The organism is Flavobacterium sp. (assembly GCF_044371705.1).
Taxonomy (GTDB): Bacteria; Bacteroidota; Bacteroidia; order Flavobacteriales; family Flavobacteriaceae; genus Flavobacterium.
In genome coordinates, this window is the sequence record NZ_JBILTE010000073.1 from 1 (window position 1) to 12524 (window position 12524).

Below are 12524 nucleotides of genomic sequence, written 5' to 3' on the forward strand. Positions count from 1 at the left end.
TAATTATAATTCGCGTTTATTTTTAGGTCGTCAAAGCACCCAATCAGCAGATATTCAGAATTCTAATTCTGCGTTTCTAAGTGATTTTAGTAATTCCTTTTACACTTCGCAGTACATTTATACTTTATTCAAACCTGAAGATCTTATTTTTCCTGAAAAAACAAAATTCGATTTAAAAATTGGTTCCGGAAATAGAGAAACAGTCCAAAGCGAAGAAAATCAATTTTTTGCATCCTTAGATGTCATGTATCATTTTTATTTGAATCAAAAAAATAATATTTCCCTGAGGAGTCAGAATTACTATTTAAAAAGCGACAACTATTTGACCAACGAACTCTATCGGTTTGGAGGAATCAACTCCATCCGTGGATTTAGAGAAAATAGTCTGCAAGGAAATTTCTTTGCATCAATCCTTAGTGAATATCGCTTTATTATTGCGAGCAATTTATATCTCTACAGCATTATTGACTACGGCTACTATCAAGATCAGACTACAAATCTGGAAGACTCTTTAATCGGACTTGGTGTAGGTTTTAGCATCTTAACCAAAAACGGCCAATTTAATTTAATTTATGCAAACGGCAATTCCGGCAATCAGGATTTTGATTTATCAAATTCTATTATACAGATTAATTTTAAATCTCGATTTTGATTTAATCTACTATCCCGCTTATTGTTAACAAATCTTTAATAAATTATTTAATTTTCATTGTAAACATTTGGTTTATTAACAAATTTTTAGGAAGTTTGCTGTAACTAATTCAAACCTATTTAATATGAATTCAAAAACGAAATTCTACTTAGTAGTGATACTAATGTATTTTGTGCAAATCAGTTTTGCTCAGGAGCGAACTGTCTCGGGAACTGTTACCGATGTAAGTGGCTTACCCCTGCCGGGCGTAAGTATTGTCATCAAGGGCACATCAACCGGAACGCAAACTGATTTTGATGGGAAATACTCCATCAAAGCACTTAGTAACCAAGTACTGGTGTTTAGCTTCCTTGGAACAAAAACGCAAGAAATGGCAGTAACCTCAAACTTGATTAACGTCAAATTGGAAGAGGACGAACAAGTACTTGAAGGCGTTATTGTAACGGCCCAAGGTATTAAAAGAGAAAAGCAAGCACTGGGCTACGCTGTTAGTGAAGTAAAAGCCGAACAGCTTGAACAACGTTCTGAAGGAGATATAGGCCGTGTTTTAAACGGAAAAGCCTCTGGAGTTGTAATTAATCAAGCAAGTGGTATCTCTGGTTCTGCAACAAATATTATCATTCGAGGCTATACTACAATTACAGGGAGTAACCAACCTTTATTTATTGTAGATGGAGTTCCATTTAATAGTGACACCAATGCATCAGGTAATTTTAATGATGGTAACTCGGGATCTAGTAGATTCTTAGACTTAGACCCTAATAACATAGAAAGCATTAATGTTCTTAAAGGTTTTGCTGCTGCAACCTTGTACGGTACACAAGGAAAGAATGGTGTAATTTTAGTAACTACCAAATCCGGATCTTCAAAAAAAGGCTCTAAAAAAACTGAAATTACCTTGAATCAATCTGTTTTTATGAATGAAATAGCTTCATTACCGGATTATCAAAACACTTTTGGTAATGGTTTTGACCAAGCCTATGGAAATTTCTTCAGTAACTGGGGTCCGGGTTTCTATGCAAATGGTTTAGGCGGTTGGAGTCAAGCAGGATCGGGAATTGGTTCAGACGGTACCTACTTACACCCCTATAGCAGAGCTAACTTAGCCGTTGCCTTTCCAGAACTACAGGGCGTACGCTTACCTTGGGAAGCAAAAGAAAACAATGTAAAAGATTTTTTTAATACCGGAACAGTTTTAAGTACCAATTTAAATATTTCGGGTAGTTCTGATGATCAAAAATCTACTTATAATGTAAATTTTGGCTATTTGGATGATGAAGGATTTACACCCGGTAATAGTTTGAACAGAGTATCATTAGGTATGGGGGGTAGATCGCAATTATCAAATAAATTCACAGTAAGCGGTACTATGAATTATTCAAAGACAGATTTCAAAACCCCTCCTGTTGCCAGAAGTAATGGTTCGGGAGTTCAAGGTGATGGTTTGTCTGTTTTTGCAGATATATTCTATACCCCAAGAAATGTTGATTTGCAAGGCTGGCCTTCACAAAATCCAATTACCGGTGCCAATGTTAGTTATCGTTCATCAAGTGATATTTTGAATCCGTATTGGACAGTAAACAACTCATTTTTTGAACAATTAACGAATCGCGTTTTTGGTAATGCGGCTTTAAATTTTGAAATAAATTCAAATTTAAATCTTGTGTATCGTCTAGGTTATGATTTTTATAACGAACGAAATGTTAGTGGCACAAACAGAGGTGCACCAAGAGGTCCAGTTTTAGGTATTTATGAAACCTTTGACAACAACAATTTAATTATGGACCACAATTTCCTTTTAAATGGAAACTACACTTTAAGTGAAACTATCGGCATGACATTTAACTTAGGAGCAACTTCTAGAATGGAACAATATGATCGACAAGGGGTTTCTAGTACAGACCAAGGAATCTTCGATATATTCAGACATTTTAATTTCTCCAATCAATCCCCCATTCAGTATACTGAAGAACGAAACATCATTGGAGTCTATGGTCAAGCCGATTTTGATTACAAAAAGTTTATATATGTAACACTATCAGCCAGAAATGACTGGGTATCAAACCTTCAAGAAAACTCTGCGTTTTATCCTAGTGCCAGTGTTGCTTTTATCCCTACAAAAGTATTTGACGGATTAACTTCAACATATGGTTTAAATACCTTAAAAATCAGAGCCGGCTGGGGTAATTCTGCTGGATTTGCGACCGGATATCCGATTGCTAATACTATTAACGGAGTTGCAAGAAATTTTTCAGATGTTAATGGTGTGATTTATCCTTCTCAAAACACGAACGCTCTTTTGGGAAATCCAAATTTAAAACCAGAATTATTTAATGAAATTGAAATTGGTATTGAAACGCAACTAGTGGACAATCGAATTATTTTGGATGCTTCTTATTTTGACAGAACAAATACTAATTTAATAACGCAGTCACCCATTGCAAATTCTACTGGTTACCTTAGTACCTTTACAAATATTGGTAGAATGGAAGGTGATGGATTTGAATTTGATTTAGGACTTCACATTGTGAAAAATAATGCTGATGGATTCAACTGGAGAATGAATACTAACTTTACAACTAGTAAAATGATTGTAAAAGACTTAGGTGGTTCAAATAATTTAACTATAGCAGGGTTTACTAATTTAGGTAATCAAGCAATTGTAGGTGAACAATTAGGAGTGATGGTTGGAAACAGAGTTCTTAGAGATGCTAACGGTAACATGGTCGTAAATAGTGCGGGTGCCTATGAAATTGAGGAGGGTAACTTCATTATAGGTAACCCGAATCCAAATTATATTCTAAATAATTCCAACACATTTTCTTATAAAAACATCAGTTTGTCATTTTTGTTTAGTTATACAGATGGCGGTGATTTCTATTCGCAAACAATTTCAACGCTTCTTGCCAGAGGTTTAACGACGGACACCAATGATCGCTTAGGTACATTTATTTTACCGGGCGTAACTGCTGATGGAAATCCAAATACCACGCAAATAAATGCGTCTGCCTATTATTTTGACAATATTGGTTTAGGTGCCGATGAATTAAGAGTTTACGATGCATCTGTTATTCGTTTGCAAGAATTATCACTTGGGTATGATTTACCAAAAGATTATTTAAGAAATACACCGTTTGGAGCATTGACTTTCACTTTTTCGGGTAACAATCTATATTACAATGCTTTGAATACTCCAAAAGGAGTAAACTTTGATCCAAATGTAATTGGAACAGGGGTTGGTAATGGTAGAGGATTTGACTTTTTAAATGGTCCAACTAGCAGAAGATTTGGTTTCAGTTTGAAAGCAACATTTTAAAAAAATATACATATGAAAAAAACAACTAAATTTATATCACTATTGTTCCTGAGTGTTGGTCTTTTAATCAACACCTCCTGTGAAACAACAGATTTAGATAAAACAGAGGATCCGAACGGGTTACCTTTGAGTGCCACAAATCCGGACTTAATTTTGAGTGGAGTTCAAGTTGCATTTGCAACAAACATTCAAAACTTAGGAACTTCTGCCGCAGAAGTCTCTAGACTTGAATACATGTTTGGTAGAAATTATCAAAACGCTTACGGTGCTACATTTTTTAACACCGAATGGAGTGGTTCCTATAGAAATGTATTAAAGAACATTCAAGTAATGAACACTATAGCAACGGAACGTGATTTGAAAAAACATCTTGCTATGGGCCAAGTATTTGAGGCTTTTACAATAGTTTCTTTAGTTGATACTTTTGGAGATATCCCCTATTCAGAAGCACTTGACATTAATAATCTAACCCCAAAGTTAGACTCAGGTGCCGAAGTGTATGCAGCTGCATTGGTTCTTTTAGATCAAGCTATTGCTAATTTTAACGCCACTAGTACTGTGGTTCCGTCTGTAGATTTTTATTACAATAAAAATTGGACGAAGTGGGCTAGATTGGCTAATACAATAAAATTAAAAATCTATATTCAAACACGATTGGTAGATGCCACAGCTCTAGCAAATTTTAATCAAATTATCAGTTCAGGAAATTACATTCAAACGGGCGATGACTTTCAGTTCGCATGGGGTGTATCCAACACAAATCCAGATTCTCGTCATCCTAAATTTATACTTAATTATACGCCGTCGGGTGTTGAAGCTGGCTACCAAGCCAACTGGTTATTGGATGTAATGAGAAATGAAAAAAGTGTCCAAGATCCAAGGATGAGATATTATTTCTATCGCCAAGTAAATGACGTTCCTGTTAGCGAACAAGACCTCAGATGTTCTGTTGAACCGGCACCTCCGCATTATGTTACTGGTGGCTATACCTACTGCATAATCGATAACAATGATGGCTATTGGGGTAGAGATCATGGCAATGATGAAGGAATACCAAATGATCGTGCTAAAAGAACAGCTGCAGGCGTTTACCCGGCAGGAGGAAGATTTGATGGAAACAACTTTGTAGCTATTGGAGGAGCCGCAGCACTGAACTTTGGTGGCAAAGGAAATGGTATAACACCAATATTATTAAGCTCTACTGTAGATTTTTGGCGAGCAGAAGCTGCACTAGTTGGAGGTACAGGAAATGCTAAAGCTTTAATGTTGGATGGTATTCAAAAATCATTCACAAAAGTTAGAGCCTTTGTTTCAAAAGATCCGACAGCTAATTTATCATTTGTCCCACCATTATCAAATGATGTGACCTACTTAGCTGATGTTTCAGCAATCTATGATGCAGCTGCAAGTTCAAATGATAAGTTAAATGTGGTGATAAAGGAGTTTTTTATAACATTGTATGGCAATGGAATTGACGCATACAATGCCTATAGAAGAACCGGGTTCCCAAGAGATGTTCAAGCAAATATAGAACCTAATCCTGGTGGATTTATTCGATCTTTTTTATATCCTGCATCTGAAACAAATACAAATCCAAATGTCCCTCAAAAAGTAGTTACACAAAGAGTTTTTTGGGACAATAACCCTGAAACAGGGTTTCCTTTCGGTAATTAATAAAATTGTTTAATATGAAAAAAATATTTAAAAACTTATCAATTCTATCTCTTTTTTTGGTGGCACTATCTTGTAGTGAAGCTGATAATGAAGTAGATAGTGTTTTTGCTGGTACCACTGCAGGTGGTGTATTACGAACCATTGAAATTAATGGTACAGTAGTTCAAACTGGAGTCGTGTTTAACAGTGCTCCAATAACTTATGGTGCAGAAACAACTCCATTTGAATTAGTATTGGAAGCCCAGGATAATAAAAACGGAACTTTATTGGAACGTGTAGATGTTTCTTTGGCGTACGTTAATAATTCAAGTGGACCGATAGCAAGTACTGCTGAATTACCTTGGCAAAGTTTCGAAGCATCAGAATTTTCTACAGGACCAAACGGTTACCCTAGATTAAACTTTGAAACAACATTAGGTGAAATATTAACTTTCTTTGCATTGGATGATACCGAGTATAGCGGCTCCGATCAATTTCTGGTAGTCTTTACTTATGTAATGACCGATGGTAGAACATTCTCCTATGGTAATTCAAATAGTAATGTGGTTGGTGGCATTTATTTCCGTTCACCCTTTAAGTATACTTTAAATGTGGTGTGCCCTATTACTGAAAGTTTAGCTGGTACTCATAGTTATAATTCGTATAATTTACGTAGAGGCCCTGCTGGAACATCTTCTTGTGGCCCAACTACAGGCACTGTTGTTTGGGGCAATACGACAACTCCGGGGTTATATACAACTTCCGATTTTAGTTTTGGCATGTATGGGGTATGTTGGGGCGATCCTCCTGCTACATCACCAACTGCAAGAGTCAAATGGTTCTGCAGTTCTATTGTAACCGAAGGAGTAGACTTTTACTCGGACAGCTTTACCTACACAATGGTAAGCGTTTCGGGAGCAGTAATGACTCTTGATTGGATTAATGGCTATGGAGACAGAGGTCGTGTTGAAATTACGAGACAAGGAAATGTGGCATGGCCAGCAATATTTCAAGATTAAGTTTATTTATAGTTAGTTATGAAAAACCACCGCAATTGCGGTGGTTTTTTTATACTTTTACACCATGGATAAAGAGAATCAAATATTTGGTATCAGAGCAATCATTGAAGCCATTCAAGCAGGTAAAGAATTAGACAAGGTGTTTCTACAAAAAGATGCACAAGGAGATTTGATGCGTGAGTTGTTAAAAACCATGAAACAACACAAAGTAAATTTCACCTACGTTCCTGTTGAAAAATTAAATCGCCTGACTGCAAAAAATCATCAGGGTGCTGTGGCAACAGTTGCACCAGTTGCATTTCACGATTTAGAAGCTTTGGTGATTCAAGCATTTGAAAGTGGCCAAACTCCATTATTTTTAATTTTGGATCAAATTTCAGATGCTCGAAATTTTGGTGCTATCATTCGAACAGCCGAATGTACAGGTGTTACCGGAATTATAATCGGAAAACAAGGAGCTGCTCCCGTAAACGGTGACACTGTTAAAACAAGTGCAGGTGCTGTATTTAACGTACCCATTTGTAAAGTAGAGCATATTAAGGATGCTATCTTTTACCTGCAAGGTTCAGGCGTAAAAATTGTTGCAGCAACTGAAAAAACGGATGCAAATATCTATTCCATTTCGTTGAATGAACCCGTTGCTATCGTTATGGGAAGTGAAGATAGAGGCGTGAACCCATCGGTTTTGAAAATCGTAGATGAAAAAGCAAAACTACCCATGTATGGATCCATTGCATCATTAAATGTTTCTGTAGCTTGTGGTGCATTTTTGTATGAGGTTGTCAGACAACGTGTTTCTTAATTTGAGTCTTTTTTATTGATTCCAATAAAATCATAAATTACTTGAATGGAAGTAGTGAAATAATTGGGAATTTCGTCTTCAGGTTTGGGGGTATTCACAAAATTACCTTCTGCATCAAAATGTTTCATAAAAGGATCTGACTGCGGATCAAAATCAGGCAGTTCCCATTCATAACGAATAGGTTTTTTATATTCCGGTGTTTTAAAAAATAAAGACATTCCAAAACCCGTAATCAAACCTGATAAATGTCCCTCCCACGATATCCCTTCTTCCACATCCGGAAAAACATACCAAATTAATCCGCCGTAGACCATAATTAAGGTTAATGATAGAGCAACTAGCCTATAATACTTCGTTTGAATTCCTTTAAAAAAGATAAAAGAAACTAGTACATATATCAATCCACTTGCTCCAATATGATAGGATTCTCGTCCAATCAACCAAGTCAGAAATCCGGAAATCAAGATACCAAATACCAAAACATTAAAAGATACTTTTCTATAAAAATACCGCAAGGCAGCTAAAAGCAATACTAACGGTATCGAATTATTATACAAATGCAATAAATCTCCATGAATAAAAGGGCTGAATAAAATCCCTAGTAAACCTTTTACATCTCTGGGATAAATACCAAAATCTTTTACATCAACGGAAAATTTTAGCTCAAACCAAAAAACAATCCACATTGCGAGCACAAAAAAAAGTGGCCATGCAACAACAGAAGTAGAAAAAGTAAAATGATTGGAACGCATAGAAATTACTGCTATAAATGTAAAAAGTGATTCAATCGGCTAGTATCGAATATCAAAAATACATCCAAAACGAAAATAGTGCTTTTTTGTCAGAAATCCTTATTTTTACATCATGGAAGCACCTCTAGCAGAACGTATCCGACCACAGCAACTTTCCGAATATGTGAGCCAATTACATTTGGTGGGACCGCAAGGTTCATTAACTCAACAAATCAGTAAAGGAATTATTCCCAGTCTGATTTTATGGGGTCCTCCAGGTACGGGTAAAACCACTCTTGCTCAAATAATGGCTCAAGAAAGCAAACGTCCGTTTTACACTTTAAGTGCCATAAATGCAGGCGTAAAAGACATTCGTGAAGTTATTGAAAAAGCAAAATTAAGTGGTGGCTTATTTACAGCCAAAAATCCCATTTTATTCATTGATGAAATTCATCGATTCAGCAAATCACAACAAGACTCGCTCTTGGCGGCTGTAGAAAAAGGATGGATCACTTTAATAGGTGCCACAACCGAAAATCCAAGTTTTGAAGTCATCCCTGCGTTATTGTCAAGATGTCAGGTATATGTTTTAAATCCATTTTCAAAAGCTGATTTAGAAGCATTATTGCATCGAGCCATTGCCACTGATACCCTGTTACAATCCAAAAAAATAAATTTAACTGAAACAGAGGCTTTGTTAAGACTTTCGGGTGGCGATGGACGCAAACTACTAAATATTTTTGAATTGGTCGTAAACGCCACTGAGGATGACGAAATTTCTATCACCAATGAAAAAGTGATGCAATTGGTTCAAAAAAATACCGTCTTATATGATAAAACCGGCGAACAACATTATGATATTGTCTCCGCATTTATAAAATCAATTCGAGGAAGTGATCCAAATGGTGCCGTCTATTGGTTAGCCCGAATGATTGAAGGTGGTGAAGATGTAAAATTCATTGCCAGACGATTACTTATTCTGGCAAGTGAAGACATTGGTAATGCTAATCCAACGGCTTTCATAGTAGCAAATAACACCTTTCAAGCCGTTGCAACCATTGGATATCCCGAAAGTAGAATCATCTTGAGTCAATGTGCCATTTATTTAGCCACGTCTCCCAAAAGTAATGCAAGTTATTTAGCCATTGGAAAAGCACAACAAGTGGTGAAACAAACCGGTGACCTGCCTGTTCCTATTCATTTACGAAATGCTCCAACTAAATTAATGAAAGAATTAGGTTATGGCGATGAATACCAATACGCACACGACTATCAAAATAATTTTGTAGAACAAGAATTTTTACCGGATGACATTAAGGAAACAAAATTTTATGACCCTGGCGTTAATTCAAGAGAAAACGGCACGCGTGAATTTTTAAAAAATCGTTGGAAAGATAAATACAACTACTAAAACTTGATATTCAATTTCTCGGATTTTAAAACATTATTCTCATAGTATTCAAAATACCAAACGCCTTCTTTTTTAAAAACTACCCCATTTTTTGCCTCCGAAACGGCTGTAAAATAATCGGGCTGCGAGGTTTTAAAAATCTTAAGTACTAATTTTGGAGTTGCATCAACAAGCTGGTAGCCATTTTCGATAGGTTGTGCATACAAAGTTGGTAAATTTGTGACATCAGTTTCAACAAAAACTACATTTTTTGCAACCTCGGGTTCGGTTGGTTCAACCGATAGTGATCGAAATGTAGGGTCTTCTGAAATTACAAACGTCTCCGTTGCTCCACGCAATGCTTGTAAATAGGCTGTCCGCCGATCTTTTTCTCTGGAGACACCTTCCTTAGACTGAGCCAATACTTCTCCTCTACAATTTTTTGCAACAATTGAAATTTTGGTAGACAAAAATCCATTTGTTTCAATCAAATCAGGATAAATTGTATTACACGAAGGTTCATTCAAATCTTTAGGCAGTTCCTCACCAACTATAAAAGCTTTATAACCCAATTTCTCAAAATACAATTTCAAATTCGTACTTAAATTATAGGGGTTTTCACTTATTAAAAAGTTAAATTTATTGGGAACAACAGCATATTTAGTTTCACTTTGAGCAAAACTGCCAAAAAAACTAAATAAAAAAAGTAAGGCTATTTTATATTTCATGTGTGTCTGTTTTGAATGAATATTTTAAAGGTATTGTTTTATTTCTGATAAATGAAATACACTAGGGATTTTTAACTCAATCGGCTTTTTAAATTCATTAAAGTAAATTACATCCATTCCTATATTCATTGCTCCTTCAATATCTGCTTCCAAACTATCGCCAATCATGACCGTTCGTTCCTTCAGGGTATTTGCATGGGTAATCGCAAATTCAAAAATCAATGGATTTGGCTTTTTCACACCTACCATTTCACAATTTGTAACTGTTTGAAAGTACTTTTCGATATTTGCGTTTCTTAATTTTCCTGCTTGAACGGATTCAAAGCCGTTGGTAATAATGTGCAACTGATATTTGGGATGCAAATAATCTAAAAGTTCCAAAGCTCCCTCATATAAATGATTAAACTGTGGAAGAAAATGAATATATTCTTGAGAAAGTAGGTGAATTAGGGAATCTTCAACTTCTTCATCCATCAAATCAAAAACTTCCTTTAAACGAAGATATCGCAATTCATCGGTTGAAATTTTTTCATCTCGATACAACTTCCAATATTTTAAGTTTGTTGGTGTGTAATGACTTAAAAAAAGAGGCAAGTCAAAAGTAAACTTATGTTTTTGAAAAATAGTTTCAAAAGCCAATGCCGAGTTTTTCTCAAAATCCCACAAGGTATGATCTAAGTCAAAGAAAATATCGGTTTTGTTTTGAAAAAGCCTCATGGATTTTGGAATTTGGAATATTTACTTCCCCCCTTTTACAATTACAGCATTTTCAATATGATAAATCCAGTCATTCACATCATTGTCATTGTATCGAAAAGTTCCTTCCATAGTCACATACTGGTCCGTTTTCAATTTGGGTGTAGCTCCTTTAAATTTGATTCCCATGATTGTTTCTGGTCCGGCTTGCCCACAAAAGAAACATGAAGCAAATACATTCTTACTCAAGGCATACGACACATTATCAATTGGGACAATGAAGCCACTCATGACAATTTTTTTCTGGCCTTTGGCCTTTAACGTGGAGTTAATAATTGGAAACATCACACCATCTGGGTAATCTTTACTCGGTTTGTTGACGTACTTAATCACGCCTAACAATTTCCAAGTTAAAGTATCGGGAGCTTGCATCAAGCTATTTTCGACTGCATTGATATTTGGAAAAAAAGCGGCCGTTTGAAGTTCTGATTTTGAATTGTTTCCTACTGAATTCGTGAATTCTTTACGTGGTTCAAACGAACTGTCTAAAAGAATTAAAACTCCAAATATCAAAATGAAAACGATATAAATTTTACGCATTTGCTAATGTTTTTGAAATATTTAATGTGTAGGCTTTGATTGCCGGAATCATTGCTGCAATGATGCCTACAAAGATAGTAACCAAAAATAAAATACCTTCTTTTTCCCAAATAATTGTTAGCGGATTAAACGCCATTTTGAATTGTTCGTCGGTTGTTGAGGATATTAATAGTAATGCAACTCTTCCAACAATAGTGCCAAGTATAAATCCAACCACGCAAAGTAGCAGACTTTCAAACAAAACAAGTGCTGATAATTGCAATCGCGAAGCTCCGGACACTCGTAATAAAGCAAACTCATATTTTCTTTCTTTCAAACGATTGTACAATGCTATAAAAATACTTATTCCTGAAATCAACATGATTCCGTAAGCTAAATACTGCAAAGCTTGTAGCCCAATTCCAAACAATGAAAACAATCGATTAACTTCAATGGCAGGCAACGCTGCTTGCATTTTGGTATTTTGGGCAATCATTCGCGGCCACGAAATAATACCCATTTTGTTTTTGAATTTAATCAACACTGCGGTTATTTCTTTCTCTTCCGAGTGATCGTGTTCGTCACCTTCTTCATGCACATGTCCTTCTTCGCCGTGAGCAGGATTTTCTGTTTCTACTTCCTTTTCGTTAGATTCGCCTTCTGCATGAACGTGTCCTTCTTCACCATGTGGTGGATTTTCAGCTACCTCTTCATGATCGTGTTCGTCGCCCTCTACATGAATGTGTCCTTCTTCGCCATGCGGCGGATTTTCATCTTCCGAATGGGCTTCACCACCATGATCGTGACCGGAATGCATTTCCCACACACTTTCAACAGTACATAAAATTAAATTATCAATCACTTTTCCGGTAGGTGAGGCAATTCCAACGACCACATAGGCATATTCATCATGAACGTCTCCTTCTGCGGCATCGCCATGGGTTCCAAAGAATTTATC

The 12524-nt window shown here is 36.0% G+C and carries 11 protein-coding genes; 6 read left to right on the forward strand and 5 right to left on the reverse strand.

Features of this window, described 5'->3' with window-relative positions; all coding sequences use genetic code 11:
- The 5 genes from ACIQ2S_RS06710 to rlmB all read left to right on the forward strand — a co-directional run.
- Positions 1-652, forward strand: a 652-nt coding sequence (locus ACIQ2S_RS06710; RefSeq protein ID WP_396174234.1) for a ShlB/FhaC/HecB family hemolysin secretion/activation protein, incomplete at its 5' end; no start/stop codon positions are given.
- Between the two features lie 124 nt (positions 653-776).
- The gene (locus tag ACIQ2S_RS06715; RefSeq protein ID WP_396174236.1) at positions 777-3968 is read left to right on the forward strand and encodes a SusC/RagA family TonB-linked outer membrane protein; all 3192 of its coding nucleotides are present in this window, start codon (positions 777-779) and stop codon (positions 3966-3968) included.
- 12 nt (positions 3969-3980) lie between these two features.
- Positions 3981-5642: a SusD/RagB family nutrient-binding outer membrane lipoprotein gene (locus tag ACIQ2S_RS06720; RefSeq protein WP_396174238.1), complete on the forward strand. Its 1662-nt coding sequence runs from the start codon at positions 3981-3983 to the stop codon at positions 5640-5642.
- 14 nt (positions 5643-5656) lie between these two features.
- Entirely contained in the window at positions 5657-6640 is a 984-nt protein-coding gene (locus ACIQ2S_RS06725) for a hypothetical protein (protein ID WP_396174240.1), read from the forward strand.
- 64 nt (positions 6641-6704) lie between these two features.
- The gene (gene rlmB / locus ACIQ2S_RS06730) at positions 6705-7442 is read left to right on the forward strand and encodes a 23S rRNA (guanosine(2251)-2'-O)-methyltransferase RlmB (protein WP_396174242.1); all 738 of its coding nucleotides are present in this window, start codon (positions 6705-6707) and stop codon (positions 7440-7442) included.
- Here the strand turns inward: rlmB and ACIQ2S_RS06735 are convergent.
- On the reverse strand, positions 7439-8194 hold the full coding sequence (locus ACIQ2S_RS06735) for a rhomboid family intramembrane serine protease (protein ID WP_396174244.1): 756 nt from the start codon (positions 8192-8194) through the stop codon (positions 7439-7441). The genes rlmB and ACIQ2S_RS06735 overlap by 4 nt on opposite strands.
- Before the next feature lie 112 nt (positions 8195-8306).
- Here ACIQ2S_RS06735 and ACIQ2S_RS06740 point away from each other — a divergent pair, with 112 nt between their 5' ends.
- Positions 8307-9584: a replication-associated recombination protein A gene (locus ACIQ2S_RS06740; RefSeq protein WP_396174246.1), complete on the forward strand. Its 1278-nt coding sequence runs from the start codon at positions 8307-8309 to the stop codon at positions 9582-9584.
- Here the strand turns inward: ACIQ2S_RS06740 and ACIQ2S_RS06745 are convergent.
- The 4 genes from ACIQ2S_RS06745 to ACIQ2S_RS06760 all read right to left on the reverse strand — a co-directional run.
- A complete protein-coding gene (locus ACIQ2S_RS06745; RefSeq protein WP_396174248.1) occupies positions 9581-10291 on the reverse strand; it encodes a hypothetical protein in 711 nt (236 codons plus the stop codon). The two genes, ACIQ2S_RS06740 and ACIQ2S_RS06745, sit on opposite strands and share 4 nt — an antisense overlap.
- A 24-nt stretch (positions 10292-10315) precedes the next feature.
- Positions 10316-11008, reverse strand: coding sequence for a YjjG family noncanonical pyrimidine nucleotidase (locus tag ACIQ2S_RS06750; RefSeq protein ID WP_396174250.1), 693 nt, complete (start codon positions 11006-11008; stop codon positions 10316-10318).
- 21 nt (positions 11009-11029) lie between these two features.
- Positions 11030-11587 carry a hypothetical protein gene (locus ACIQ2S_RS06755; RefSeq protein WP_396174252.1) on the reverse strand — a complete coding sequence of 186 codons (558 nt, stop codon included), beginning with the start codon at positions 11585-11587 and terminating at the stop codon, positions 11030-11032.
- Positions 11580-12524, reverse strand: a 945-nt coding sequence (locus ACIQ2S_RS06760) for an FtsX-like permease family protein (RefSeq protein ID WP_396174254.1), incomplete at its 5' end; no start/stop codon positions are given. The genes ACIQ2S_RS06760 and ACIQ2S_RS06755, both read right to left, overlap by 8 nt.

Excerpts from the sequence above, each read along its gene's own strand:
- ACIQ2S_RS06725 (WP_396174240.1), top strand. The coding sequence starts at position 5,657 with ATGAAAAAAATATTTAAAAACTTATCAATTCTATCTCTTTTTTTGGTG.
- ACIQ2S_RS06755 (WP_396174252.1), bottom strand. The coding sequence starts at position 11,587 with ATGCGTAAAATTTATATCGTTTTCATTTTGATATTTGGAGTTTTAATT.
- ACIQ2S_RS06740 (WP_396174246.1), top strand. The coding sequence starts at position 8,307 with ATGGAAGCACCTCTAGCAGAACGTATCCGACCACAGCAACTTTCCGAA.
- ACIQ2S_RS06720 (WP_396174238.1), top strand. The coding sequence starts at position 3,981 with ATGAAAAAAACAACTAAATTTATATCACTATTGTTCCTGAGTGTTGGT.
- ACIQ2S_RS06750 (WP_396174250.1), bottom strand. The coding sequence starts at position 11,008 with ATGAGGCTTTTTCAAAACAAAACCGATATTTTCTTTGACTTAGATCAT.
- ACIQ2S_RS06745 (WP_396174248.1), bottom strand. The coding sequence starts at position 10,291 with ATGAAATATAAAATAGCCTTACTTTTTTTATTTAGTTTTTTTGGCAGT.
- rlmB (WP_396174242.1), top strand. The coding sequence starts at position 6,705 with ATGGATAAAGAGAATCAAATATTTGGTATCAGAGCAATCATTGAAGCC.
- ACIQ2S_RS06715 (WP_396174236.1), top strand. The coding sequence starts at position 777 with ATGAATTCAAAAACGAAATTCTACTTAGTAGTGATACTAATGTATTTT.
- ACIQ2S_RS06735 (WP_396174244.1), bottom strand. The coding sequence starts at position 8,194 with ATGCGTTCCAATCATTTTACTTTTTCTACTTCTGTTGTTGCATGGCCA.